Source organism: Jiella avicenniae (assembly GCF_021390325.1).
GTDB lineage: Bacteria > Pseudomonadota > Alphaproteobacteria > Rhizobiales > Rhizobiaceae > Jiella > Jiella avicenniae.
In genome coordinates this window covers 285,884-310,898 of the sequence record NZ_JAJUWU010000004.1, presented here as the reverse complement: position 1 = coordinate 310,898, position 25,015 = coordinate 285,884, and the positions used below count along the sequence as shown (strand labels likewise).

Annotated in this window: 21 protein-coding genes and 1 other RNA gene; 10 read left to right on the top strand and 12 right to left on the bottom strand. The window is 68.7% G+C overall.

Annotation, left to right across the window (positions count from 1 at the left end; genetic code table 11):
• The first annotated feature begins 52 nt into the window (after positions 1–52).
• From aroC to dxs, 4 genes are all read left to right on the top strand, one after another.
• A complete protein-coding gene (gene aroC, locus LZD57_RS05880) occupies positions 53–1,153 on the top strand; it encodes a chorismate synthase (RefSeq protein WP_233718448.1) in 1,101 nt (366 codons plus the stop codon).
• Positions 1,154–1,217: 64 nt separating this feature from the next.
• Entirely contained in the window at positions 1,218–2,144 is a 927-nt protein-coding gene (locus LZD57_RS05875; protein WP_233718446.1) for a histone deacetylase family protein, read from the top strand.
• Between the two features lie 64 nt (positions 2,145–2,208).
• A complete protein-coding gene (locus LZD57_RS05870; RefSeq protein WP_233718444.1) occupies positions 2,209–2,481 on the top strand; it encodes an exodeoxyribonuclease VII small subunit in 273 nt (90 codons plus the stop codon).
• Between the two features lie 302 nt (positions 2,482–2,783).
• Positions 2,784–4,700, top strand: a complete 1,917-nt coding sequence (gene dxs, locus LZD57_RS05865) for a 1-deoxy-D-xylulose-5-phosphate synthase (RefSeq protein ID WP_233718442.1) — start codon at positions 2,784–2,786, stop codon at positions 4,698–4,700.
• Between the two features lie 48 nt (positions 4,701–4,748).
• Here dxs and LZD57_RS05860 read toward each other — a convergent pair whose 3' ends face one another.
• From LZD57_RS05860 to msrB, 3 genes are all read right to left on the bottom strand, one after another.
• Positions 4,749–5,171, bottom strand: coding sequence for a gamma-glutamylcyclotransferase family protein (locus LZD57_RS05860; RefSeq protein ID WP_233718441.1), 423 nt, complete (start codon positions 5,169–5,171; stop codon positions 4,749–4,751).
• Positions 5,172–5,376: 205 nt separating this feature from the next.
• Positions 5,377–6,243 (bottom strand): GGDEF domain-containing protein, encoded by an 867-nt coding sequence (locus tag LZD57_RS05855; RefSeq protein WP_233718440.1) that lies wholly within the window; start codon positions 6,241–6,243, stop codon positions 5,377–5,379.
• Positions 6,244–6,387: 144 nt separating this feature from the next.
• A complete protein-coding gene (gene msrB / locus LZD57_RS05850; protein WP_233718438.1) occupies positions 6,388–6,789 on the bottom strand; it encodes a peptide-methionine (R)-S-oxide reductase MsrB in 402 nt (133 codons plus the stop codon).
• 261 nt (positions 6,790–7,050) lie between these two features.
• Between msrB and ssrS the strand changes: the two genes are divergently transcribed.
• Together ssrS and LZD57_RS05840 are read left to right on the top strand one after the other, a co-directional pair.
• A non-coding RNA gene (gene ssrS / locus LZD57_RS05845) (6S RNA) lies at positions 7,051–7,207 on the top strand.
• 66 nt (positions 7,208–7,273) lie between these two features.
• The gene (locus LZD57_RS05840) at positions 7,274–7,846 is read left to right on the top strand and encodes a 5-formyltetrahydrofolate cyclo-ligase (RefSeq protein ID WP_233718436.1); all 573 of its coding nucleotides are present in this window, start codon (positions 7,274–7,276) and stop codon (positions 7,844–7,846) included.
• Positions 7,847–7,891: 45 nt separating this feature from the next.
• On the opposite strand, the gene LZD57_RS05835 is transcribed toward LZD57_RS05840, so the two are convergent.
• Positions 7,892–8,365 (bottom strand): CAP domain-containing protein, encoded by a 474-nt coding sequence (locus LZD57_RS05835; RefSeq protein WP_233718434.1) that lies wholly within the window; start codon positions 8,363–8,365, stop codon positions 7,892–7,894.
• A gap of 179 nt (positions 8,366–8,544) precedes the next feature.
• Here LZD57_RS05835 and LZD57_RS05830 point away from each other — a divergent pair, with 179 nt between their 5' ends.
• From LZD57_RS05830 to LZD57_RS05815, 4 genes are all read left to right on the top strand, one after another.
• A complete protein-coding gene (locus LZD57_RS05830; RefSeq protein ID WP_233718432.1) occupies positions 8,545–9,186 on the top strand; it encodes a glutathione S-transferase family protein in 642 nt (213 codons plus the stop codon).
• Positions 9,186–10,007, top strand: a complete 822-nt coding sequence (locus LZD57_RS05825) for a TIGR00282 family metallophosphoesterase (protein ID WP_233718430.1) — start codon at positions 9,186–9,188, stop codon at positions 10,005–10,007. Before LZD57_RS05830 ends, LZD57_RS05825 begins: the two co-directional genes overlap by 1 nt.
• 157 nt (positions 10,008–10,164) lie before the next feature.
• The gene (locus LZD57_RS05820; RefSeq protein WP_233718428.1) at positions 10,165–10,995 is read left to right on the top strand and encodes a TerC family protein; all 831 of its coding nucleotides are present in this window, start codon (positions 10,165–10,167) and stop codon (positions 10,993–10,995) included.
• 199 nt (positions 10,996–11,194) lie between these two features.
• A complete protein-coding gene (locus LZD57_RS05815) occupies positions 11,195–12,340 on the top strand; it encodes a YbfB/YjiJ family MFS transporter (RefSeq protein WP_233718426.1) in 1,146 nt (381 codons plus the stop codon).
• A 112-nt stretch (positions 12,341–12,452) separates the two neighbouring features.
• Here LZD57_RS05815 and LZD57_RS05810 read toward each other — a convergent pair whose 3' ends face one another.
• From LZD57_RS05810 to tssK, 8 genes are all read right to left on the bottom strand, one after another.
• Entirely contained in the window at positions 12,453–13,889 is a 1,437-nt protein-coding gene (locus tag LZD57_RS05810; RefSeq protein WP_233718425.1) for an alpha,alpha-trehalose-phosphate synthase (UDP-forming), read from the bottom strand.
• A gap of 52 nt (positions 13,890–13,941) precedes the next feature.
• Complete coding sequence (gene otsB / locus LZD57_RS05805) at positions 13,942–14,670, bottom strand: trehalose-phosphatase (RefSeq protein WP_233718423.1); 729 nt, start codon at positions 14,668–14,670, stop codon at positions 13,942–13,944.
• Positions 14,671–14,853: 183 nt separating this feature from the next.
• The gene (locus tag LZD57_RS05800) at positions 14,854–16,956 is read right to left on the bottom strand and encodes a serine/threonine-protein kinase (RefSeq protein ID WP_233718421.1); all 2,103 of its coding nucleotides are present in this window, start codon (positions 16,954–16,956) and stop codon (positions 14,854–14,856) included.
• Positions 16,949–17,701, bottom strand: coding sequence for a PP2C family protein-serine/threonine phosphatase (locus LZD57_RS05795; RefSeq protein ID WP_233718419.1), 753 nt, complete (start codon positions 17,699–17,701; stop codon positions 16,949–16,951). The genes LZD57_RS05800 and LZD57_RS05795 overlap by 8 nt, the downstream gene beginning before the upstream one ends.
• Positions 17,698–18,480, bottom strand: coding sequence for a type VI secretion system-associated protein TagF (tagF, locus tag LZD57_RS05790; RefSeq protein WP_233718418.1), 783 nt, complete (start codon positions 18,478–18,480; stop codon positions 17,698–17,700). Before tagF ends, LZD57_RS05795 begins: the two co-directional genes overlap by 4 nt.
• Positions 18,462–22,100, bottom strand: coding sequence for a type VI secretion system membrane subunit TssM (gene tssM, locus LZD57_RS05785; protein WP_233718416.1), 3,639 nt, complete (start codon positions 22,098–22,100; stop codon positions 18,462–18,464). The genes tagF and tssM overlap by 19 nt, the downstream gene beginning before the upstream one ends.
• A 28-nt stretch (positions 22,101–22,128) precedes the next feature.
• Complete coding sequence (gene tssL, locus LZD57_RS05780; RefSeq protein ID WP_233718415.1) at positions 22,129–23,661, bottom strand: type VI secretion system protein TssL, long form; 1,533 nt, start codon at positions 23,659–23,661, stop codon at positions 22,129–22,131.
• On the bottom strand, positions 23,658–24,989 hold the full coding sequence (gene tssK / locus LZD57_RS05775) for a type VI secretion system baseplate subunit TssK (protein WP_233718413.1): 1,332 nt from the start codon (positions 24,987–24,989) through the stop codon (positions 23,658–23,660). Before tssK ends, tssL begins: the two co-directional genes overlap by 4 nt.
• Between the last annotated feature and the right edge of the window lie 26 nt (positions 24,990–25,015).

Here is a 25,015-nt window from a genome sequence, read left to right as displayed (position 1 = left end):
CGTAGAGAAAGCGCGAAACCTCTGCACCGCCATCGCCCCGTCCCGAGCGTCCATGTCGCACAACAGCTTCGGCCACCTCTTCCGCGTCACCACCTGGGGCGAGAGCCATGGGCCCGCGATCGGCTGCGTCGTCGACGGCATGCCGCCGAACGCCCGCTTCACGCTCGCGGAGATCCAGGCCGAGCTGGATCGCAGACGTCCCGGCCAGTCGCGCTACACCACCCAGCGCCGGGAGGCCGACGAGGTGCGCGTCCTTTCCGGCGCCATGCCGGGCGAGACGGAGGGCGAATACGTCTCGACCGGAACGCCGATCGCGCTCCAGATCGACAACACCGACCAGCGTTCCAAGGACTATTCCGACATTGCCCGCCGCTATCGTCCCGGCCATGCCGACGTCACCTACGACGTCAAATACGGCATCCGCGATTATCGCGGCGGCGGCCGCTCCTCGGCCCGCGAGACGGCGGTGCGCGTCGCCGCCGGCGCCCTCGCCCGCAAGGTCGTGCCGGGCGTGAAGGTTCGCGGCGCCCTCGTCGCCATCGGCGACATCTGGATCGACCGCGCCCGCTGGGACTGGGCCGAGACATCGAAGAACCCGTTCTTCTGCCCGGACGCCGAGACGGCCGTCCGCTGGGCCGAGCATCTCGACGGCGTCAGAAAACGCGGCTCCTCGATCGGCGCGGTGATCGAGATCGTCGCCGAGGGCGTTCCCGCCGGCCTCGGCGCGCCGATCTACGGCAAGCTCGACGCCGACATCGCCGCGGGCCTCATGTCGATCAACGCGGTGAAGGGCGTCGAGATCGGCGAAGGCTTCGCCGCCGCGGCGCTTTCGGGCGAAGACAATGCCGACGAGATGCGGCCCGGCGCAAACGGCCGGCCGGACTATCTGTCGAACCACGCCGGCGGCATCCTCGGCGGCATCTCGACCGGCCAGCCGGTGGTGGCGCGCTTCGCCGTCAAGCCGACCTCCTCGATCCTGACGCCGCGCCAGTCGGTCGATGCCGACGGCAACGCCGTCGACGTGATGACCAAGGGCCGCCACGATCCCTGCGTCGGGATCCGCGCCGTGCCGGTCGGCGAGGCGATGGTCGCCTGCGCCATCGCCGACCATTATCTGCGCGACCGCGGCCAGGCCGGAGTGCCGCGTTCTTGAAGCCGCGTGCATGGCCCCAGCCGGAGGGTTTGAAGTTTGTCCTGGGGGGCGCTAGCTCGGTAAGATGAACACCCGGCTCTATTTCCACGAGATCTTCGCCGAGCACCTGACCGGCCCCGGCCATCCGGAACGTCCCGACCGGATGAAGGCCATCGCCGCGGCGCTCGAGGCCGAGACATTCCATCTGCTCGACCGGGTCGAGGCGCCGGAGGGCGCGCTGGAATCGATCTATCGCTGTCATCCAGAGGACTATGTCCGCAAGGTGGCGCTGACGATCCCGGAAGAGGGGCTGACGCGGATCGAATCCGACACGCTGGTCAGCCCGAAGAGCTTCGCCGCCGCCATGCACGGTGTCGGCGCGGCGACCGCCGCCGTCGACGACGTGATCTCGGGCGCGGCGAAAAACGTCTTCGTCGCCGCCCGGCCGCCCGGACACCATGCCGAACGCGCCGTCGCCATGGGCTTCTGCCTGTTCAACAACGCCGCCATCGCCGCCCGCCACGCCCAGGCCGTCCACGGCCTCGAGCGCGTCGCGATCGTCGACTGGGACGTCCATCACGGCAACGGCACCCAGGACATCTTCTGGTCGGACGTTTCGGTCATGTATGCCTCGACCCACGAGATGCCGCTTTATCCCGGCACCGGGGCGAAGACCGAGACCGGCGCCGGCAACATCGTCAACGCGCCGCTCTCGGCCGGCGACGGCGGCGAGGCCTTCAAGGACGCCATGCGCGAGCGCATCCTGCCGGAACTCGAAGGTTTCGAGCCGGATCTCGTCATCGTTTCGGCCGGCTTCGACGCGCATTGGCGCGATCCGCTCGCCAACATCAACCTCACCGAGGCCGACTTCGACTGGGCGACCGCCCAGCTCCTCGACGTCGCGGAGCGCCATTCCGGCGGCCGGCTGGTCAGCCTGCTCGAAGGCGGCTACGACCTGCAGGGCCTCGCCTTCTCCGCGGCCGCCCACATCAAGCGGCTGATGACGGGCTGAACCGTCGCCCCCGCCGGCTGCCGGTCGATACGGCCGGAACCATCAAAGACGAAAGGCACCGACCATGGCGGAAGCCGCCGAGACGCCGCTGCCAGCGGACGATTCCGACATCAAGCGCATGAGCTTCGAGGATGCGATCGCGGCGCTGGAGCGGATCGTCACCGATCTCGAACGCGGCGACGTCCCCCTCGACATCTCGATCCGCATCTACGAACGCGGCGAGAAGCTGAAGAACCATTGCGAGCGGCTGCTGTCCGCCGCCGAGGACAAGGTCGAGAAGATCAAGCTGAACCGCGCCGGCAAGCCGACGGGCACCGAGCCGCTCGATCCGGGCTGACGACGGCGTGACTGGAGCGCCGGCATCCTCGAAGCGGGTGCGACCCGTCGGCGCAGTTGCGCCGGCCATCCCGTCGCGCGGCTGCCGATTGCCGCGCTGCTGGGCCGCCGCGTCCTGCGGCTGTGGCAGGCCCAGAGAGCGAATTGGTTGGCCGGGCTTGCGGTTCCGTGCTTGAAGGTCGCAGTTTGTGAACGATCTAATGCAGTCAAGCCGCGAGCGCCCTGCAATGGCATCGCGGCATCGCCGCGGGCCGGCCGAATGATCCACCCGTAGCCGCGTCAGTGTCGTTGAAAGGTTCAGAGGTGGCAGAAACGTCGAATACGCCGCTGCTCGATCAGATCCGGGTTCCGGAGGATCTGCGCGGCATCGAAGAGGAACGACTCCCGCAACTCGCCGACGAACTGCGTGCCGATCTCATCGACCAGATCTCTCGGACGGGCGGCCATCTCGGCGCCGGGCTCGGCGTGGTCGAGCTGACCGTGGCGCTCCACTACGTCTTCGACACCCCGCGCGACCGGCTGATCTGGGACGTCGGCCACCAGGCCTATCCCCACAAGATCCTCACCGGCCGGCGCGAGCGGATGAAGACGATCCGCCAGGAAGGCGGCCTCTCCGGCTTCGCCAAGCGCACCGAGAGCGAATACGACCCTTTCGGCGCCGGGCACTCCTCGACCTCGATCTCCGCCGGCCTCGGCATGGCCATCGCGCGCGACCTTTCCGGCGGGACGAACAACGTCGTCGCGGTGATCGGCGACGGCGCGATGAGCGCCGGCATGGCCTATGAGGCGATGAACAATGCCGGTGCCCTCGACGCGCGGCTGATCGTCATCCTCAACGACAACGACATGTCGATCGCCCCGCCGACGGGTGCGATGAGCTCCTATCTCGCCCGCCTGGTTTCGGGGAAAACCTACCGCTCCCTCCGCGACCGGGCGAAGAGCTTCAGCAAGCATCTGCCCGCGCCCTTCCGCGAGGGGGCCCGCCGCACCGAGGAATATACGCGCGCCTTCTTCACCGGCGGCACGCTGTTCGAGGAACTCGGCTTCTACTATGTCGGGCCGATCGACGGCCACGATCTCGACCACCTCCTGCCGGTCCTGAAGAACGTCCGCGATGCCGAGAGCGGGCCGATCCTCGTCCATGTCGTCACCAAGAAGGGCAAGGGCTACGCCCCGGCCGAGAGTTCCGACGACAAGTATCACGGCGTCTCGAAGTTCGACGTCATCACCGGCGCCCAGTCGAAGTCCAAGGGCAACGCTCCGAGCTATACCGGCGTCTTCGCCGAGAGCCTGATCCGCGAGGCGGAAGAGGACGACAGGATCGTCGCCGTCAATGCCGCCATGCCGGCCGGGACCGGCCTCGACAAGTTCGGCGCCCGCTTTCCCGATCGCACCTTCGACGTCGGCATCGCCGAACAGCACGCCGTCACCTTCTGCGCGGGGCTCGCCTCGGAGGGCTACCGGCCCTTCGCGGCGATCTACTCGACCTTCCTGCAGCGGGGCTACGACCAGGTGGTCCACGACGTGGCGATCCAGCATCTGCCGGTGCGCTTCGCCATCGACCGGGCCGGCTTCGTCGGCGCAGACGGGCCGACCCACGCCGGCTCCTTCGACGTCGCCTTTCTGACGTCGCTGCCGGACATGGTGGTGATGGCCGCCGCCGACGAGGCTGAGCTGAAGCACATGGTGCGCACCGCCGCAGCCTATGACGAGGGGCCGATCGCCTTCCGCTATCCGCGCGGCAACGGCGTCGGCGCCGAGATGCCCGAGCGGGGCGAGATCCTCGACATCGGCAAGGGCCGCGTGATCAAGGAGGGCTCGAAGGTCGCGATCCTCTCCCTCGGGACGCGCCTCGCCGACGCGATGACCGCCGCGCGAGAGCTGGATGGTTTCGGCCTCTCCACCACCGTCGTCGACGCCCGCTTCGCCAAGCCCATCGACACGGCGCTGATCGCTCGCCTCGCGCGCGAGCACGAAGTGCTGGTGACGATCGAGGAGGGCGCCGTCGGCGGCTTCGGCTCGCAGGTGATGCAGTTCCTGGCGATGAACGGGCTTCTCGACGGCGGCCTCAAGGTGCGCCCGATGGCGATGCCGGACCGCTTCGTCAACCACGCCTCGCCGGACGGGATGATCCGCGAAGCCGGGCTCGACGCCAAGGCCATCGTCGACACGGTGTTCCGGGCGCTGGGCACCGAGGCGAGCCGGCTGTTGCAGGCATAGCGGGGCCTCGACGCGGCATCGCGCAGGCGCCTCGACCTTCCGTCGACGTCAGCCCGAAGATCGAGCGCGATGAGCCCGCCAGTCTCCGCCCGGCACGGCGGGGTCGCTCGCCGGCAGCTGCGAGACATAGACCCAGGCAAGAATTCCGGCCGGCTCGGCCAACGGCAGCTTCCGGCGAAGATACATCGAACCGGCCTCGTCCGCCGGATCGTAGTTTTCCCAGGCGTCGAAGACCGCAAAGGCTTCCGGCCGCAGGATCTCGTGCAGCTCGGCGACGACGAAGTGACCGGCTATCCCACCGACGGCGGCTCCCACCTGCGCCGGAAAATAGCCGGGATACGCCCCGTGATCGCGCAAGGTGCCGGCGAGTCGGCATGGCCCGACCTTTTGCACCAGCCCCTCCGTGAGCGGCGTGTCGACATCGGCCGCGCCGTCCATCAGCGTTCCGTAAAAGGCGAAATAGTCTGCCATGATCTCGCCCCCGCACCCTCCGTCCGAACGTCGTCGCGCACATACAGTCTGGTGCCGAGCGGGGCCAGAGCCCACCCCCTGAAACGTCGAATGGCTCGATTGCCGTGTTTTTCCTCGTCGGGCCGCAGCTTCATCGCCTGCGATCCCGACGGTTCGGCCGTCCGGCCGTCATCGGCCCGGCCGTGGATGCGTCGCGCCGGGCGCTTCACCCCGCCGACAGGCGGTTTCGGCCTTTCCGCTTCGCCGTCAGGAGCTGCTCGTCGGCGCGGGAGAACAACCCGTCGAAGGTCCGGTCGTCGGGACCGAGCGTCGCCAATCCCATGCTGAGCGTGACCTCGGCGAAGGCGGCGACGAAACGTTCCACTCCGAGTTCGCTGGCGAGACGGATGCGCCTCGCCGTCGCCTCTGCGGTCTTCCGGTCCGCGTCCGGCAGCAGGACGCAGAACTCGTCGCCGCCGAGCCGCACGCCATGGCCGCCTGCCCCCTCCCGGATAGCATCGGCGACGAGGATGAGAACCTGGTCGCCGACAGCATGTCCATGTTCGTCGTTGAAGGACTTGAAGCGATCGACGTCGATGACGAGAAGCGACAGGGGCCGTCTCTCGCGCCGAGCCTCCGCGACGATGCGCTCGCCGCGGTCGTCGAGCCAGCGGCGGTTGTAGAGCCCGGTCAGCGGGTCGGTGACGGAGAGGCTTTCCAGCGTTTCGATGGTCCGGTCGAGCTGCGTGAGCGTCATTTGGACGCTTGCCATCAGACGACCCGCGGCATCGCCGTGGACCGTCGGCAGATCCGGCCGTCGGCCCGTCTCGGCATAGGCGTCCAACGTCTGGGTGGCGTGCAGGATCGGCGACAGCATCGCCGAAAGACCGAGCAGCGCCCCGGCGGTGCCGAGCAACGTCGCGGCGAGCACGACCAGAATCTCGGCGAGGCCGCCCTCGACGGGCCCCGTGCCGATGAGCCACGCGATCAGCGCGATCAGCGGGACGTGCGTTCCGACGAAGCAGATGGCCAGAATTTTGCCGCGATACGACCGGGGCCATCCGACCCGCTGCATGAACGCGTAAAACCGCATCGAGGAATCCCTCCCGCGCAAGGCACCGTCATCTCCCCCGCCACGAGGCCGGGAAGGCGCCTCGTCGCGAACGATCGATGCTTCTCTTGAGAAAGAACCCGGAAGAGCGCTCCGACAGAGGCCTGCGAGGCTCTGAAGATGGTGTCACTCGGGCTCGAAATTCAGCGCCACGCCATTGATGCAGTAGCGCAGGCCACTCGGCGGCGGACCGTCGGGGAAGACATGGCCGAGATGGCTGCCGCACTGGCTGCAATGGACCTCGGTTCGCACCATCCCGTAGCTGCGGTCGACGGTCTCCTCGACGGCTCCTTCGACCGGCGTGTCGAAGCTCGGCCAGCCCGTGCCGCTTTCGAACTTGCGGGTCGCGACGAACAACGGCTGGCCACAGCCGGCACAGGAAAAGGCCCCGGCGCGCTTCTCGTGCAGCAGCGCGCAACTGCCGGGCCGTTCGGTGCCGTGGCCTCGCATCACCTCATATTGCTCGGGGGTCAACATCGCGCGCCATTCGGCATCGGTGCGGGTGACCGGAAAATTGCTTTGTTCCATGATTTCATCCTCTTCGGCTCGATATGCCGACCGTATGGCCGCCAAATTGTGGCGGGTCGGCCCGAGGATCAAGCGCGACAGAATGATACGATCGGATAGCCCGAGCGATCGCGCTCGGGGATCCGCCCGCAATCGCCCACCCCCGAACGATCGAAATCGCCGCGCCTTGCGGGCACGACGACGACGCCGAGGACCCGCCGGGAGCAATTTTCGCGGGCTGGCCCTTTCGCCGGGAATCCCCTCGGCTTATATCTCGTTCCAGGCGGGCTGCGCGGTGCGACAGGGGTAACATTTCCTCGGGGCCTTAGTCATTCCCAAGGGAGCTGTCCCTGCCTCGGCCCGTGGGCTGGGGCATATGGCGCCCACCTACGTTGTAGGTTCCCGGGTTCGACTTCTCCATCGGCCGGGTGGCTCGCCGTCTCACCCTTTCGCCTTTCGGGGCGCCAGCGCCTTTGCCCGAACGAATTGGGACGTCCGCCCGACGATGGCTTCAGACCTTCAAGAGCGCAAGACGGCGATACGCCGGGACGCCCTCGCCCGTCGCGCCGCGATGGCGCCGGCCGAGCGGATCGAGGCGTCGCTCGTTGTCTGCGATCGCATTGCCGAACGCGTCGATGCCCGACCGGACGTGGTGTCCGGCTTTCTGCCGATTCGCTCGGAGATCGACATCCGCCCGCTGATGACGGCCTTCGCCGACCGCCGCGCGCGGCTCTGCGTTCCGGCGATCGTCGATGGCGAGCTTCAGTTCCGCGAACTCGTCCGCGGGGCGCCGCTGGAGCCGCAGGGCTTCGGCACCCATGCTCCGGGGGCGGACGCGGCGATCCTCGATCCGGATCTGATGCTGGTTCCGCTCGCCGCCTTCGACCGCAGGCGCGGGCGCGTCGGCTATGGCCGCGGCTATTACGACCGGGCGATCGCGGCCCTCCGCGCAAAAGAGCTTTCGCCCTTTTTGATCGGAGTGGCGTTCGCCTGCCAGGAAGCTCCGGCCGTGCCGATGGACGCCCACGACGTGCCGCTGGACCTTATCGTCACCGAGCGCGAAGTCATCGCGCCTTAGGGCGAACGGCATCGCGAGCCCCCGGCAGACAGCTCGCCGGCAGCTTCACTCCGCCGCGCCGAGCACGAGCGCCCAGTAAGGCTCGCCGTTCGGGCCGGCCGCGGCGGCAAAGCCGACGTCGCGAACACGCGGGTTGAGCAGGTTCTTGCGATGACCGGCGGAGTTCTTCCAGCCGGTGATGACGGCCGGAACGGAGCGATAGTTCCAGCCGAGGTTCTCCGCCGCGGCGTAGACGTCGTAGCCATAGGCGCGGACGCGCTCCGGCAGGCTGCCGTCGACGCTGTGGGAAAGATCGCCCCGCGCCGCCATCGCCCGCGCCTGACGTTCCGCCACCTGGTCGAGCAGCGGATCGAATCGGAGCGCCGGGAGCCCGCTTTCGGCCCGGAACGCGTTGATCGAGGCGAGGGCCAGCGGCCGGTCGACCGGAACGTCGCGGGTGGCGGCGACGTCGACGCTGCCGAGGCCACCGGCGCATCCCGCGAGCCCGAGCGAGAGTGTCAGCGCAACGAAAACCGCCATGGCCGCGCGAACCGGGCCCTGCGCCCCGAAAGATCGACGTTGCGTCTCAGTCATTTCGCAATCCCCCAGATCGTGTCGCCCGGCCGGGCTGCAGCGCCGCGCCTCCTTTTCGCATTGGCGAAGCGACCTAACTCCCGTGCCAGCTCCGCCAGCCAATGACCTCAGACCGAGGATTTTTCATGATCGACCTTTACACTTGGCAAACGCCGAACGGAGAAAAGCCGGTTCTGATGCTCGAGGAGTGCGGGCTCGACTATCGCCTCCATATGATCGACATCTCCGCCGGCGAGCAGAAAACCCCGGAATTCCTCGCCATCAATCCCAACGGCAAAATCCCGGCGATCGTCGACAGGGAGGGCGGCGAAGACCATGCCGTCTTCGAATCCGGCGCGATCCTGATCTACCTCGCGGAGAAGACCGGAAAGTTGCTGCCCGCCGCCGGAACCGCCCGCTATGAGACGCTGCAATTGACCTTCTTCCAGGTCGGCGGGACAGGACCGATGCTCGGCCAGTGGCACCACTTCACCAATGCTGCGCCCGAAAAGCTTCCTTATGCGATCGAGCGCTACAAGAAGGAGTCGTTGCGTCTCCTCGGTGTCCTCGACGACCGTCTGAAGGATCGCGACTTCCTCGCCGGGGACTATTCCATTGCCGACGTCGTGAACTTCGGCTGGGCGCGCTCCGGCCTCTCCGGGCTGAAGGACGAGGGTGCCGACACCCTGACCCATCTGAAGGCCTGGACGGAGCGGGTGGGCTCGCGTCCTGCAGTAAAGGCGGCTATCGAGAAGCTCGATCACGCCAAGCGTTCGAAACAGGGCTGATGCGCTTTCTCTTTCTCGGTGACATGGTCGGCCGCTCGGGCCGCAACGCGGTCTTCGCCGCTCTTCCCGGCCTCGTCGCCGACTACCGGCTCGACTTCGTCGTGGTGAATGGCGAGAACGCCGCCGGCGGCTTCGGCATCACCGAGGAGATCTTCAACCAGACGCTCTCGGCCGGCGCCGACGTGATGACCACCGGCAACCATGTCTGGGACCAGCGCGAGGCGCTGGAATTCGCCCCACGCGAGCCGCGGTTCCTGCGCCCGCTCAACTATCCGAGGGGGGCGCCGGGAAAGGGCTCGGGGCTGTTCGAGGCGAAGAACGGCGCGCGCGTCCTCGTGTCCAACATCATGGGCCGGGTGTTCATGTCGCCCGACCTCGACGATCCCTTCGCCGCCGCCGATCAGCTCGTCGCCTCCTGCCCGCTCGGCGAACAGGCCGACGCGATCGTCATCGACTTTCATGCCGAGGCGACCTCGGAGAAGCAGTCGATGGGACATTTCCTCGACGGGCGGGTCAGCGTCGTGGTCGGCACCCACACTCATGTCCCCACTGCCGACCATCAGATCCTGTCGAACGGCACGGCCTATCAGTCCGACGCCGGCATGTGCGGCGACTACGATTCCTCTCTCGGCATGGAGAAGGAGGAGCCGCTCAACCGCTTCGTCACCAAGGTCCCGCGCGGCAGATTCGAGGCGGCGCAGGGGCCGGCGACGATCTGCGGACTGGCGGTCGAGATTTCCGACCGCACCGGCCTCGCCGAAAAGGTCTCCGCCGTGCGGATCGGATCGCGGCTCGAGGAATGCCGCCCGGATTTTTGGTAGCCCTACCCTTTAATCGCCCCTTCGGCACCACATGTCCTCCTGGCCCGGATCCGGTGATCGCGGGTGACCGTCTTGCCTGCGCGGAACGCGCCCGAGGAGGCCGTCCTCTTCCGGCCCATCCGTCCTGCGGTCGACCACCTCGCGCCCTGGAGCCCCGATGGCCGACATGTTCGCCTTCCTCGCAGACCCCACTGCCTATGTGGCCCTGTTCACCCTGGTGGTGATGGAGATCGTGCTGGGGATCGACAATCTCGTCTTCATCTCGATCCTGTCCAACAAGCTGCCGGAAAACCGCAGGGCCACGGCGCGGCGCGCCGGCATCGGCCTCGCCCTGATCCTCCGGCTCGCCCTCCTCTCCACCGTGGCGATCATCGTCCAGCTGACCGAGCCGATCTTCGAACTGTTCGGCCATGGCTTCTCCTGGCGCGACATCATCCTCATCGTCGGCGGTCTGTTCCTCGTCTGGAAGGCGACGAAGGAGATCCATCATTCCGTCGATCCGGAGGATCACAAGGATACGATCGTCTCGCGGGCCGCGACCGTCACCATGGGGGCGGTGATCATGCAGATCCTGCTTCTCGACCTGGTCTTCTCGATCGATTCGATCATCACAGCCGTGGGCATGACCGACGAGATCGGCATCATGGTGATCGCCGTCGTGGTGGCGGTGCTGGTGATGCTGCTCGCCTCCGGGCCGCTGTCCCGGTTCATCGAGCAGAACCCGACGGTGGTCATGCTCGCCCTCGGCTTCCTGCTGATGATCGGCATGACGCTGATCGCCGACGGCCTCGGCTTCCACGTGCCGAAAGGCTACGTCTACGCGGCCATGGCGTTCTCGGCCCTCGTCGAGATTCTCAACATCCTCGCCAAGCGCAAGCGGCGGCTGGACCGCGAAAAGGCGGCCGGCGCCGAGGCGGAAGCGGCGAGGCACCAGGACCCGGTCAAGGTCCCGGCGCAGGTTCACGGCGCGCCGCCGACGGTGACCTGAGGCCGGGCAACGAACGGCACGGGTGGACCTCGGCGCGCGGCCCCGTCGTCCCGGCCATGCGTTTCGCTCATACCGGCGACGGGTAATTTCACGCCGAGGCATATGGCCGCCGGCGGCTGTGTCCTTTAGAGTCGTCGCACGGCCCGTCCGCGCCCAGCGGACCCGCTCTGCCTTTTGCTCCCCCGTTTTCCCGATCGCCATGCACCGGACGACCAGACTTCTCCTCGGCGGGAGCCTCACCCTCGCGATCGTCATGGGCGTCGGGCGGTTCCTCTACACGCCGCTGCTGCCGCTGATGCAGCGCCAGTACGGTTTCGGAGCGGAGGTGGCGGGGCTGATCGCCAGTGCCAATTTCGCCGGATATTTCGCCGGCTCGATGCTCGCCGCCCTCGCCTCGCACGGCGCGTCACGCCGTCTCGCCTTTCGCGGCGGTCTTGCGGCGAGCGTCGCGACGACGATCCTGATGGGCCTCACCGACGACGTCGCGCTCTGGCTGATCCTGCGCCTCCTGTCGGGTCTCGCCAGCGCCTTCGCGATGATTTCGGCCGCGGGGATCGTCGCCGAACGGCTCGCGAAGGTCGGCGAGGAGGGGCGGCTCGCCTGGGTGTTCGGCGGCGTCGGCGCCGGGATCGCGGCCTCGGGCCTCGTCGTCCACCTGCTCGTCGACACGATGGCGTCGTCGACGCTGTGGGTGCTGGTCGGTGCCATCACGGCGCTGCTCGCGCCGCTTCCCTTGATGCTGGTGCGCGAACGCGATCTGCCGGCTTCGGTCCGGAAGGCCGACCCGAGACGCCGGATCCCCCGTCCCCTGCCTTTCTGGCCGCTCCTCGCCGGCTACACGCTGCAGGGTCTCGGCTATTCGGTCTTCGCGACCTTCATCGTCGCACTGATCAAGACCCGGCCCGGCATCGAGGCGCTGGGCGACTGGGTGTGGATCGTCACCGGCCTTGCGATCCTGCCGAGCTGCCTGTTCTGGTCGAGGATCGCCGAAAAGATCGGCTTCGCCGCCGCCCTTTCCGCGGCCTATGTGGCGCAGATCGTCGGCGTCATGCTGCCGGTCGTCAGCGGGGCGCCCGCAGCCGCACTGGTCGGAGCCGTTCTCTTCGGTGGCACCTTCATCGCCATCACCCTGCTCACCATGCCGCTCGGCCGAAACGGGCTCGGCGGCCGGGGCTTCGCCGTGCTGACGGCCGGCTTCGGGCTCGGCCAGATGGTGGGCCCCTATGCCGCGGGCATGCTCGTTTCGGGAGAGGGCGACTACGGGATGCCGCTCGCCGCCTCCGCCGGCGTCCTCACCCTCGGCCTTCTCGCGCTGCTGTGGGCGATCCGCGGGCGCACGGCCTGACCCGGCAGCCGGCCCTACTCAAGGCCGGCGCGCCGCAAGGGTCTTGGTCGCGCACGACCTCCGAGTCGCCCCGATCCGGACGTACGTTCCGAAGGTCCCGCCGGGCGCCCGCTCAGGAAGGATGCGCCTCGACGATCGCCTCGGCGGCCGGCCCATCCTCGTCGTCGCCCGCCGCCTCCAGCCGATGCAGGAAGCCGTCGCACCAGTGGGCGGAGGTGCCGTGGAAGACGGCCTCGCGCATCTTCTCCCAACGCCGCTTGCGTTCGTCGAAGGGCATGGTGAGCGCGCGCTGCAAGGCTCTCGCCATGTCGTCTGTCGAATAGGGATTGACCACCAGCGCGTCCTTGAGCTCCGAACGCGCGCCGGCAAAGCGGGACAGTACGAGCACGCCGGGATCGTCCGGATCCTGCGCGGCCACATATTCCTTGGCGACGAGGTTCATGCCGTCGCGCAGCGGCGTCACGAGGCAGACCCGCGCCGCCCGGTAGATGCCGGCGAGCGCCCGGCGGGTGAAGCCGCGCGTCATGATCTGCAGTGGCGTCCAGTCGAGGGTGGCGAATCGGCCGTTGATGTGGCCGGCCAGTTCCTCGAGTTCACGCCGCAGTTCGACATAGGCGTCGAGTTCGGATCGCGACAGCGGCGCGACCTGCAGGAACTGCACCGTGCCGCGATTTTCCGGATATTCCTCGAGCAGCCGCTCGAAGCCGCGGAAGCGCTCGACGAGACCCTTGGAGTAGTCCATCCGGTCGACGCCGATGATCTGCAGGCGGTCGCCGGCGATTTCGCGAACCATCTCCTCGTGTTCGCCCGCCTCCGGCGAGACGGCGAAGCGGGCATAGCCGGGGGCGTCGATGCCGATCGGGAAATTGTCGGCGACGACGATCCGCTCGCCGACCTTGACCCGATGGCCCGGCAGCTTCTCGCCGCCGAGTTCGCGAACGCAGAAATTGACGAAGTTGCGCCGATCGGTATCGGTCTGGAAGCCGATCACGTCATAGGCCAGCATCGCCCGGACGATGTCGTGGCTCGCCGGCAGGGCGGTGAAGATCTCCGGCGGGCAGAAGGGAATGTGCAGGAAGAAGCCGATCTTGCCCTTGAAGCCGCATTGGCGAAGCTCGGATCCCATGTAGAAGAAATGGTAGTCGTGGATCCAGACGAGATCGTCCTCCTCCAGAAGCGGCGCCAGCCGCGCCGCGAAGCGCTGGTTCACCGAGCGATAGATCCGGTCGGACTGCCGGTCGAATTCGGCGAGGTCGAGCCGATAGTGCAGAAGCGGCCAGAGCGAGCGGTTGGCGTAGCCGTAGTAGAAGCCGCTCAGCTCCTCCTCGTTCATGTCGATCGTCGTCAAGGCGACGTCACCTTCGATCTCCGTGACCGCCTCTCTGAAGGTTCCCTCCGCAGAGGTGTTGCCGCTCCAGCCGAACCAGAGACCGCCGCGCCGCTTCAGCGCGTCGGACAAGCCGACCGCGAGTCCGCCTGCCTTGCCCTCGTCGTTCAGCGGCCCGACCCGGTTCGATACCGCGACCAGACGGCGATGCCCCTCAGCCATCGTCTCCCTTCCTTCTCTTGGTGCCGGCCGGGCGCGCCCGACCGGTCGTTCGTCAGATCCCGCAGACGTCCAGCCAGTGATGGACGTCGACGACGTCGGCGAGGCGATATTCGGCGACGCTCTCCTTTCCGCCGACCTTGATCGCGATCCCACGCATCTCCGTGACGATCTTCAGCGCGAATTCGTCGGTCGTGTCGTCGCCGAGATAGACCGGGATCCGTCCCCCGAAGGGCGCTGCCGCCATGAAATCGGCGAGCGCCTTGCCCTTGTCCATGCCGGCGGGATGGACCTCGACGATGTTGTCGCCCTCCATGACGACGAGGTCGTCGCGCCCCTCGACCGCGTGGCGCATCACCGACTTGGCGGCCTCCGCGAGATCCGGCGCGGTGCGATAGTGGAGGACGAGGGCGGTGCCCTTGTCCTCGAGCTGCAGCCGACGGTTCTCCTCGAGCATCGGCGCCAGGGCGTCCCGGATGGGGTCGAGGGCCTCGGGCTGCATCAAGAACTCGGTCTCGCCCCCCGGCTCTCGGCGGCGTTCCAGCCCGTGGACCCCGGCGGCGGCGAAGGCCAGCGGCGCGAGGAACCGGTCGAGATCGGCGATCCTGCGGCCGCTGACGATCGCCAGCGCGCCGGAAAGCCGCTCGGTCATCTCGGCGAGACGTTCGATCCGATCGCCGGCGAGCGCGACCTCGGTCGGATCGTCGACGAGGTCGACGAGCGTTCCGTCGAAATCGAGAAACAGGGCATGTCGGGTCGGGTCGATTGCTGGGGGGCGCTTCATCGGTCTCGGGCGGGTTCGATCCAGAGTGGCGTGGCGACGATTCTCGGTTTGCCTCGCCTCTCAGATAGGGCGGGCAATCGCAATTTGTATCCGAAACGGCGACGGCCGCGTCCCCTCACGCTCGATGCCAGGGGACGAACCGCGCTTGCCACGAGGCGGCGCGCAAGGATGTCGGCGCCGTCGTCAGCGACCGATCCGCAGCGACTCCAGGCCGACCGATACCGCGATCGTCCGTTGCTTCAGCCGTTCGTCCAGCCGGGCGAAGACCGAAGCCGCCTGGGCCGGCAGTTGCGGCAGCATCGGGCCGAGCGCGGTCTTCGACGTCATCGCCAGCATGAGATGCTGCTCCGGCGCGTCGCCGTCGAGATGGGCGACGAGGCCGAGCTCGGCGGTTTCGCCCCGCCGCCGGGCTGCGGCGCTGGCGTCCTGGACGAAGCCGTGGCCGTCGACGAAGAGGACGACGAGTTCGCTCGCGCCGAGGCCTTCGATCCGTGCGCTGACGGTTTCGCCGCTGGCGACGACGTCCTCGCGAAGGGCGATGACGGCGCGATCGATAACGGCGCTTCGCCGCTCGGCGGCAAACTCCAGGGCGGCGCATTGCCGCTCGGTCACCGGGCGAAAGCCGATGTCCGGCTCGATGCCGAATCGCGCCCGGAACTGCCGCAGCAGCCGCTCGGCCGGCGCGACGTCGCCGCCATAGGCCTCGATCCGGACGGCGGTGTCGGCGACGTCGGCCGGAATCGCATAGAAGCAGCTGCCGCCGTCGAAGCGCTGGATGAAGTCGACGAAGCGGGCCGTGTCGTCGAGCGCCTCGCCGCTGTCCTTCAGCGGCCCGAGCTCGTCGGGAAGCGAGGGCTCCGGCTGCCGGGCTTCGTCACCGTCCGACGCGGCCGGCTTCGCCGGATCGACCGCGGCTGGCCGGGCGGGTGCGGATGGCCGTCGCGCGGCCTCGTCCAATTCTGGCCCGGCCGGCTCGGCCCGCATGGTGGTCCGGTCTTCCGCCGCGGTCGGGGACGTTTCGGCCTGTGAGAGGTCCGCCTGTGCCGCATCCGGCCCGCCCGCTCCCTTCACGAGGAAATCGCGCGCCACCTCGGCCGGCGCGGCATTCGACGCTGCGGCTTCGTGTTCGGCACCGTCGCCGAAAAGCGGCGACACGAAATCCGGCCGAAGCCATATGACGCTACCGACACCCGCGACGGCGACGATCAGGAGGCCGGCTGCCAGGGCCACGCGGCGCCTGCGGCGAGAGCCTCGCCCGGCCGTGGCGGACGTCGGGTTCGCTCGCGCGCCGGCGATGCCTGAGACGGGTCCATGCGGCGGCGCCGGGCGGGCTGCGCCGCGCGAGCGGCCGGGATGCCAGCCGCGATCCACGGGGCCGTCGCCCCGCAGTTCGCCCTCCATGTCGATCAGCGCGAGGCACACCTCGGCCATGCCGGCCGGCCGGTTCGCCGGGTCGGGCTGGAGCATGCGTTCGAGAAGACCGCGCAAGGGCTGCGGCACGTCGGACAGTTCGGGCGGGCGCCGGCGTTTCTCCAGCCGGTCGAAGTCGCTGCCACCCATGTCGAGCGGCCGGCCACGCAGGGCCGCCACGGCGACGAGGGCGAGGCTGTAGACGTCAGAGCGGCCGGTCACTTCTCCACGGATGCCGCCGATTTGTTCGGGCGAGACGAAGTTGTCCTTGCCGGCGAAGGTGTCGCCGAGGATCGTCTTGTCGCCCGGCCGCGCCAGTTTGGCGATGCCGAAGTCGATCAGCTTCGCCCGGTCGACGTCGCCCTCCGGCAGGATGACGTTGTCGGGCGAGAGATCGCGGTGGACGATGCCGGCCCGGTGGGCGACGTCGAGCCCCGAGGCGAGCCGCAGGAGCAGCCGCCGCACCGCCTCCGGCGTCATCGGTTCCTGCGACGCGATCTCCTTCAGCGACCGGCCCTCGACGAATTCCATGGCGAAATAGGCCCTGTTGAGCCGCCGATCGATCGTCATGACATGGGAGCGCACGATGGCGTCGTGGGCGAGCCGGGCGAGCGTTTCGGCCTCCCGAAGGAACAGCCGCATGAAAGTCGGATCGCCGGCGAATTCCGGCAGGATCACCTTGATCGCCACCGTCTCGCCCGTCGCCAGATTGCGGGCGCGATACACCTCGCCCATGCCGCCGGCGGCGAGCGGCGCCTCGATGACGTAGGTATCGTTGAGTTCGGTGCCGGGTTCCAGCCGCGCGGCCGGCCGGTGGATCTCGGTCCGGGGTGCAGAGCCTCGCCCCCCGGGGCCGGAAAGCCGATCGTCAGCCATGGATCGATCCCGGACCGAGGGCGCCGAGGCAGCGCAGGACGACGACCGTGACGTTGTCGCTGCCGCCGCGTTCCAGTGCCGCGGCGATCAGCGCCTCGGCAGCCGTCCTCGCGTCGAAGCAGGTGACGAGGGCGGCGATCTCGCCGTCGCCGAGATGGCCGGTCAGCCCGTCGCTGCAGAGAACGAACACGTCGCCGACCCTGACGGCATCGGAGACCCGCTGCAGATCCAGCCGCGGGGAGACGCCGACGGCGCGGGTGATGACGTTGCGTTCCGGCCACGTGGCGGCCTCGCCGGGTGAGATCACGCCGGCGTCGAGAAGCTCCTGGACCTTCGAATGGTCGCGGGTGACCTGCGTGAGGATGCCGCGCGACAGCCTGTAGAGGCGGCTGTCGCCGGCCCACAGGCAGGCGAAGCGATCGCCGAAGACGAGGAGCACGACGACGGTCGAGCCGATCGTGGCGCCCGCCGCCTCGCCCATCGCGCGGATCGCCTCGTTGGCGGCGATCAGCCGGGCTTCGACCCGGGCCCTGAGGTCGGCGGCGGTGGTGGCGAGGCCGACGGTCGCCAACCGCTCGACGATCGCGGCGCTGGCGCGGTCGCCGCCGTGGTGGCCGCCCATGCCGTCGGCGACGGCGAAGACGCCGGTCGCGGCATCGACGAGAAAGCGATCCTCGTTGAGGTCACGCACCCGGCCGACATGCGTCGCCCCGAAGACGTCGAAACGGAACGCCGGCCGCGTCACGGCAAGACCTCCGCCCCGCCCGGCACGGGCTCTGGAGGCGCGACGCCGCGGACCATGGCGGAAAAATCGGCGGGCGCCGGCAGGCCGGCGCGAACGAACAGCGCCGGACGCGCGCCACCATGCCCCGCCGTCCAGAAATAGCACAGGCCGGCCGCGAGCCGGCGTTGGTCTTCAAGGCGCGCTTTCTGCAGGAAGGCGTCGAGGCCGCCGGTTCCGTCCCCGCCGGAAGCATCCCGTGAGTCGGCCTCCATGAGCCCGCCCGTCCCGGCTCCGGCCGGCAGGAGCGCCGGCGGATCGAGGCCGGCGACGGCCACCGTCGCATCGAAGGGCGCCGCCGTTTCGGCGCCGAGGGCGGCCAGCAGCCGCGCCTCGATCACCTGCAGCACTTTCCCGCATGGCTCGGTCAGCGGGTGCTCGAAGCACCGCCCCTCGGGCGCGACTGCAAGGATCGCCAGCGGAAAATGCCGCCCCACCCCGTCGACCGACGGGACGAGCGCGCCGAGCGCCGCATGGCCGAAGCAGCCGGGCCCGATCCAGAACCGCCAGGCCGGCATCACCAGATAATTCGCCGCGAAGGTCTCGCCGAGATCCTGCCGGGCCTGCCCCATGCCGTCCGAAAGAAACCTCTCGAACGGCGAAAGCAGCGCCGGCGGCATGGCGTGGGTGACGAAGTCGCGCCGCTGCGGCAGCTTGCCGTAAAGGGCGAAGGCGACGCCATCACCGTGGAGCGCCGAGTCGCCGGCCGGAAGGCGCGCCGCGCTCAAAGCGCCGCCGGGCATTGGAACTCCGTCAGCGCCGGGAGATAGAAGGGATTCAGCGCCGTGTCGATTTTCACCTGATAGCTGACCGAGCGGCCGCCGATCGGATAGCGCAGCTGGATGACGTCGCCGCGCTTCTGCGGCGAGCCGGCGGCGATCATCCGCATCAGCGCCCAGGGGCCGACCTTCTTGACGAAATGCTCGCGGCCCTCGATCGGCGGCATCAGATGCACCATCACCTCGCCGCCGTCGGCGCCCGGCCACTCGAAGCTGCGAGCCTGGCTCGACGAAAAGCCCTGGGCATAGGTCTGGAGGATTTCGTCGTCGACGGTCAGAAGCGCGTATTGCGCCGCGCCGTCGAGCGCCGTCTGCTCGACCCTGAGCGTCACCTTCGGGCTGCCGCCGCCCTGCGGAAAGAACGCGTCGCGGATCGTCGCGGCGCGCTGGAACTCGGCCAGCGTCGCCGGCGACAGCGACCGGCCGAGCGGCGTGTCGTCACGCCAGCGCCAGGTCTTGCCGCTGAGGTCGGCATAGGAGGCGAGCTTCTGCTGAAAGAAGCGGTCGACGATGCCGTCCGGCGAGAACAGCCGGGAGAATTCGGCGATCGACACGTCGCTCGTGCTCCGCCGGTCGAAGGGATAGCGCCCCTCGACGATGCGCCGGCAGTCGCGGGTGACGCGGCCCTGCAGATCCTGCTCGAGTTCGGCCTTGGAGGCGTCCACCGCCCCGCCCTCGATGTCGTTGACGGCCGACTGCACCATCCGGGCGACCGGTTCCGGCAGCCGGGAGATCGTCGAGCGCAGCGTGCCGACATAGCCCTGCATCGCCGCCTCGCCCTGGCCGACGGAGGCGGGATTCTGCTCCATGGTCACGAGGGTCTTGTGGACCTCGGCGAAGTTCTGGCGCAGGGCATCGATCGGCCGGCTGCCGCGCGTTCCATCGACCAGTTGATGATAGGCGCGGAAACGCGCTTCGACGTTGCGTCCGGAGAGAAGTTCGGCCGGGTTGGAAGCGTTTGCGCCCGCGAAGGCGCCGAGCCGGCTCTGGGATTTGCGCAGCGCGATGTCGAGGCCGATGCGCGACAGCCCGCCCAGCCGGTCGCTGATCCGCGTCTTGACCGCGCTGGCGACCTCGGCCGCCACCGAACCGTCGTTTCCTGCCGGGCCCGCACCCGGCTGGCCCTCCGCTTCGCCCCGCGTCAGTTCGGTCTCGCGAGCCACCTCCTCGACCAGGACGACCAGCGGCGAGGTCGGCGCGCCGAGTGCCCCGAGCGCCCGGTAGAAGGGCTTGTCGGCAGCCATCGGCTGAAGTTCGAGATCGTCGAGCATCCCCTCCCAGGCGGCGACGAAATCGCGGCCATAGCGCTCCAGAAGCTCCGGCCCGAGATTGGCCATCTGGTTTTCGATCGCCGTCTGATCGCCATAGTCGCCGAGCACCCAGCGATTGTCATCGAAGCGCTGGGCGGCCTGGGACAATCGCTCCAGAAACACCTCGTGGAAGCCGGAATAGGTGTAGAGCATCGCAATCCGGACGCTCTCGATCGGCGTCCCGCCGCGCGTCCGCAGCACGAGATCGGCGTCCTGGGGAATGCGGTCGGCGAGGACGAAGTCCGGATAGGCGGCCACCGCGCCCGCTTCGCCCGACTGGATCGCGGCATAGACCTGATCGGCGATCGTCATGCGGGCGAGCGTCTTGCGGGCGTCGTCGACGAGATCGGCGTTCAGCCCGTATTCGGCGTTGCGGCGCCTCGCAAAGGCCAGCATGGCCGCGACGTGCCGGTCGAGCGCCTCGGTGAGGCGTCGGCCCTCCTGACCGACGAACGCATCCTGCCAGAGGTTCTGGCGCAACCAGTCGCCGACGAAGGCCGCGTCGACCTTCGCGGCCTGGCCGCTCAACATCAGATAGACCTTCAAGGCGTCGAAGGTCGGCATCGGCTGATTGGCGACGACGAGCCCGGCGAGATGGTTTTCGACGTCGATGAGGATGCGCGACTTCAGCATCCTGTCGAGACCGGCCTGATAGCCTGTCCCCGCTGCCGAGACGAGTTCCGGCCTGACGGCGAGGCCGAAGCCCTCGGCGAGCGGAACCGGCCGGTCGCGGTTGTCGTAGCCGACCTCCATGGTTCTGAGAATGTCGAGGGCGGCGGCCGGCCCCGCCACCTCGGCGTCGGCGATCTCGCTCGCGTCGAGATCGGCGCCCGCCGCTGCTTGGTATCGCTCGACGTCGGCGCGGGTCTCGGCGATGAGGCTGCGATTGGCGACATAGCTGAGCCCCCACAGTGCGGCGAGGACGAACGCCACCAGACCGATCGCGGCAAAGGCGCCGTAGCGCACCGCAAGGCCGCGCATCACGGCAGCCCGGTCGTGGGAGACGAGGCCCGCCTCCGCGAAGATCACCTTTTTCAGAAGATCGTGCAGGAAGAAGCTCCGGCCGAGGCCGGACATCAGGCCGCCGGCGGATCGGCGATCCGGCGAGCCACTGGTCGCCGTTCCCGCCATCGCCCCGAGAAGCTGGTCGATCGGCGTTCCCTCCTGGGTGCCGGAGGTGAAGTAGAAGCCCCTGAGGCTCGCCTTCGCCCTGTAGCGCGTCGGCTCGAAAATCCGCCCGAGCATGCCGAGGACCGCCTCGCGCAGCATCGCGAACTGGGCCGGAAATCCGTAGATGGCGATGCGCGAATGGCGGTCCGGCTCCTCGTGCAGCCGGTCGGTCAGCTCCTCCGTCAGCCGCCGGACGAGCGCGTCGAACTCTTCCGGCACCTTGGCGAGGAGCGAGGCGTCGCGCCGGCCGCTCTGCACCGTGGCGCCCCAGACCTTCTGCCGCCGCGCCTTGGTGAAGCTGCCGAAATAGTCTGAGAAGCCGGCGACGAGATCGGCCTTGGTGAACAGCGCATAGACCGGAAAGTCGACCTTCAGCTCGCGGTGGAGCTCGGTCAGCCGGTCGCGGATCCGGGTGGCGAATTCCTCCGTCTCCGCCGCCGGAAGCGTCATCAGGTCTTCCAGGCTGATCGCGACGATGACGCCGTTGATCGGCTGGCGGGGCCGGCTCGCCTTGAGCAGAGCGAGGAAACCGAGCCAGCTCTTGGCATCGGCCTTCGCGTCGGAATCCTGGGTCGTGTAGCGGCCGGCCGTGTCGATCAGCACGGCATCCTCGGTGAACCAGAAATCGCAGTAGCGGGTGCCCCCCGCCCCGGCGACGGCAGCCGGGCCGCCGGGACCGGCCAGCGGAAATTCGAGACCGGAATTGACCAGTGCGGTGGTCTTGCCGGAGCCGGGCGGGCCGATGATCAGATACCAGGGCAATTCGTAGAGATAGGTGCTCCTGCCGCTCGACTTCTTCAGGACGGCGAGCGCGTCGGCCATGCGGTCGGAGAGGACGGCCTCGTCGCCGATGATCTCGGCCTCGCCGCTCTCGGCGGTCAGCGCCGCTTCCAGCGCCCTCTGCCGCTGGCGGCGCCGCCAGAAGCGGATGCCGTAGACGAGGCCGACCGCCAACGCGGCGACGGCGATGACCGCCGAGCGCATCCCGGCCGAGCCGAGCGGCCGGACGTCGGCAATGGCGATGAAGGGCCCGGCGAGCCAGACGACGGCGGCGAAGGCCAGGAGGCCGAGGGTGACGAGGACGGGCAGGAAAATGCGGTTCATCGTCGGGGCTCACCCGCTGTCGTCGGCATCAGAGCGTCTCCTCCCGCGGAATGGCGATCTCCACCCGGCGATTGCGTGCCCGGCCTTCCTTCGTCGCGTTGTCGGCGATCGGCACGTCGGCCCCGCGGCCCTCGACGACGAGGCGCGCACGGTCCGAAAGGCCCTCGGCGAGGATCGCCTCGACGGCCTTTGCCCGTGCCAGCGAGAGTTCCTGGTTCGACTTGAAACGGCCGAAGCCGTTCATCCCGACATTGTCGGTATGGCCGGTGACGAAGATCTGCCCGGGCTCGCGGTCGAGCGCCGCGGCGATGTCGGCGGCCAGCGTCTGGAAGGCGGGCGTCACGTCGGCGCTGCCGCTGTCGAACAGCAGCGAATTGTCGACGCGGACGGTGATGCTGTCGCCCACCGGGACGACGTCGAGCCCGCCCTTGCCGATCTCGTCGGAAAGCGCCTCGCGGATGCGCTCGAGCTGGCTCGTCTGCGGCGGCGGCGGCTGGACGATCTCGGCGCTGGCGGGCCGCACCAGCGTCGGAAGCGGTTTCAGGTTCAGCTCCGCCAGTTGGCCGGCGACCGCCTCGGCCTCGCCGACGAGCAGGATCCGCAGGGTGAAGAACAGGGCGACCAGCGCGACCGCCGCGAGCGAGGCGACGACCCAGAGCGGCACGGCGGCCTTGAGCGCCCGCGCCCCGATCGCCTGGCCCTGCCAGCGCGGCGAGAGGTCGTCGTCGGCCCTCGCCTTGACCCGCCGCAGCGCGTCGTAGACCTGCCGGCGTTCGTTGGCGAGGCCCGTATCGCCGCCGTGGCTGGTGCGATACTTTCCCTCGAAGCCGAGCGACAGGCAGGCATGGTAGAGTTCGAGAAGGTCGTATTCGGCCGCCGGGTTGGCGAGGACGTCGCGCAGCACCTCGAAGAACTCGACGCCGGAATCGCGAACGCCGAAGAACCGCGCCAGCATCGGATAGCGCAGCCATTCGGCCCGCTCTTCGCTCGGCAGGTTCTGGACGATGTCGTCGGCGGTGGCCGCGAGGGCATATTGGCCGCGCCGCGCATCGTCGCTGGAATGGCCGGCCGCCACGGCCTTCCTGGCGAAACCTTCGATCTCGCCGATGACGTGGTTCATCAGCGGCGCGGCTTCCATCTCGACGACGCCGAGCCTCAGCCGACCGATCAGGATCAGCAGCGGCGCCGCGGCGTCGAGCAGAGGGTTGGCGCTCGCCATCCGCTCGCCCTCGCGCGCATTGACCACAGCCGCCAGCGGGATTCTCTGCACCGGCGTCGCCGCCGCCTGTTTCGGCCGGTCCCCGGGAAAGAAGTCGTGGGTTTCCTGGCCGGCGCGCGGTGCCTGCCAGCCGCCCGACGTTTCGCCGTCGCGCGCCCAGGCCTGCCGGCTGCCGGCGGCGTCCGATGCGCCCCAGCCGCCGGCCTCGCCGCGGACCGGCTGTGCCCAGTCGTCCCGGAGCGGCGATCGGGCCGGCGGATCGGCCCGTCCGTCTCGCCTGATCCCGCCCGGATCGGGACGGATGACCGTCCGCCCGCCCCATCCGTCGCCCGAGCCGGTCATCGGTAGCCCTCCCGGATCGCCCAGAGTTCCATCGACAGATCCGGCCAGTCGGCCGAAACCTGGATGCCGATGCCGTTGGCGATCGAAAACTCGCTCCAGAGGGGCGTCTGCTTGTCGAAGTAGAAATACACCCGGTCGGAATAGGTACGGATCTGCCGGGGAGGCGTCGGCATGTGGACCAGTTGCACCCCGGGCAGATGCGTCTGCACGATCTCGTTCATCTTCGTGTTCGGGCCGATCTTGCAGAGATACGGAAACTTGTCGCGGATCATCGCGGGTGGCCGGGCGGCTGCGACCTCGAGGACCAGGGTCGCGTCGCGAAACACGTTGCGGTCCTTGATGTGGTGGACGAACTGGTTGCTTCCCCGCCCTTCGAGATCGAGCCGGGTCGGCCGGCCGATGTCGATGGCGAGCAACCGCTGGATGTCGTCGAGCACCGGCTCGAAACTCGCCGTGAGATCGTCCTGGTCGTAGGGCCGGTAGGTCTTGGCGCGCCGCTCCGGCGAGAAGGTCGAGAGTTCGCCGGCGATCGCCAGGAGTTCGCGGTAGAGTTCGACCGGATGGGTGTAGCGCGAGGCGGCGAGATGCTTCAGCCCGCCGATCACCCGGTTGAGCATCTGCAGCCTGAAATAATCGATGTTCTGAAAGCCGCCGTGCGAGGAAGGATCGGCGCCGAAACGGGCGAGCGCCGCCAGATGGTTGTCGATCCAGCCGATCACCCGCTCGGCGAACCCTGCAACGACCCGGCTGGCATCGAGAACGAAAACGGGTGGGGCGAAGCTCTGATCGAAGACGATGGTGCGATCGCGCACCTCGACGATCCGCGCCACCTTCAGACAATGGAAGCCGGGCCGCGGCGTCTCGCGGATGTCGAGGGCAAGCCGCGGATGGGCGACCGTGATCGCTTCCTCGAGCGGCATGGCCGAGACGGAATCGATCGTCTTGAAGGTGCCGGTGACGTAGCGGCTGGCGCTGCCCGCTTCGGCCATGTCGATCTCCTGCCCGAGCGCGATCGCCGCCGGCAGCGACAGCCAGGCGAAGAGATTGCCCGCCTCCTCCGCCACCTCCACCGGCTCCGGCAGCGGACTGACGCCCGGCATGTCGAAGGGCGTGCCGTCCGGCATGATGCCGGACGCCCTGCGCAGCGCGAATTTCGACTGCTGGGCGAGATCGCCGTCGATCTCGATCTCGGCAAAGCCCCAGGGATAGGGCGTCAGATGCCGGACGCGGCATTCGATCAGCTTTTCGAGATAGCGGTCGTGCTGCTGCAGATGGTGCTGCCGCAGGAAAAGCCCTTCCGTCCAGGCGACCTTGCTGTACCACGACATCGGGCGAGCGCTGCTCCGAATGCATC

Bases quoted from the DNA above. Each gene is read 5' to 3' on its own strand.
- aroC (WP_233718448.1), top strand. From the start codon at position 53: ATGTCGCACAACAGCTTCGGCCACCTCTTCCGCGTCACCACCTGGGGC.
- LZD57_RS05875 (WP_233718446.1), top strand. From the start codon at position 1,218: ATGAACACCCGGCTCTATTTCCACGAGATCTTCGCCGAGCACCTGACC.
- LZD57_RS05870 (WP_233718444.1), top strand. From the start codon at position 2,209: ATGGCGGAAGCCGCCGAGACGCCGCTGCCAGCGGACGATTCCGACATC.
- LZD57_RS05860 (WP_233718441.1), bottom strand. From the start codon at position 5,171: ATGGCAGACTATTTCGCCTTTTACGGAACGCTGATGGACGGCGCGGCC.
- LZD57_RS05855 (WP_233718440.1), bottom strand. From the start codon at position 6,243: ATGCGGTTTTACGCGTTCATGCAGCGGGTCGGATGGCCCCGGTCGTAT.
- msrB (WP_233718438.1), bottom strand. From the start codon at position 6,789: ATGGAACAAAGCAATTTTCCGGTCACCCGCACCGATGCCGAATGGCGC.
- LZD57_RS05840 (WP_233718436.1), top strand. From the start codon at position 7,274: ATGGCTTCAGACCTTCAAGAGCGCAAGACGGCGATACGCCGGGACGCC.
- LZD57_RS05835 (WP_233718434.1), bottom strand. From the start codon at position 8,365: ATGGCGGTTTTCGTTGCGCTGACACTCTCGCTCGGGCTCGCGGGATGC.
- LZD57_RS05830 (WP_233718432.1), top strand. From the start codon at position 8,545: ATGATCGACCTTTACACTTGGCAAACGCCGAACGGAGAAAAGCCGGTT.
- LZD57_RS05825 (WP_233718430.1), top strand. From the start codon at position 9,186: ATGCGCTTTCTCTTTCTCGGTGACATGGTCGGCCGCTCGGGCCGCAAC.
- LZD57_RS05820 (WP_233718428.1), top strand. From the start codon at position 10,165: ATGGCCGACATGTTCGCCTTCCTCGCAGACCCCACTGCCTATGTGGCC.
- LZD57_RS05815 (WP_233718426.1), top strand. From the start codon at position 11,195: ATGCACCGGACGACCAGACTTCTCCTCGGCGGGAGCCTCACCCTCGCG.
- LZD57_RS05810 (WP_233718425.1), bottom strand. From the start codon at position 13,889: ATGGCTGAGGGGCATCGCCGTCTGGTCGCGGTATCGAACCGGGTCGGG.
- otsB (WP_233718423.1), bottom strand. From the start codon at position 14,670: ATGAAGCGCCCCCCAGCAATCGACCCGACCCGACATGCCCTGTTTCTC.
- LZD57_RS05800 (WP_233718421.1), bottom strand. From the start codon at position 16,956: ATGGCTGACGATCGGCTTTCCGGCCCCGGGGGGCGAGGCTCTGCACCC.
- tagF (WP_233718418.1), bottom strand. From the start codon at position 18,480: ATGCCCGGCGGCGCTTTGAGCGCGGCGCGCCTTCCGGCCGGCGACTCG.
- tssM (WP_233718416.1), bottom strand. From the start codon at position 22,100: ATGAACCGCATTTTCCTGCCCGTCCTCGTCACCCTCGGCCTCCTGGCC.
- tssL (WP_233718415.1), bottom strand. From the start codon at position 23,661: ATGACCGGCTCGGGCGACGGATGGGGCGGGCGGACGGTCATCCGTCCC.
- tssK (WP_233718413.1), bottom strand. From the start codon at position 24,989: ATGTCGTGGTACAGCAAGGTCGCCTGGACGGAAGGGCTTTTCCTGCGG.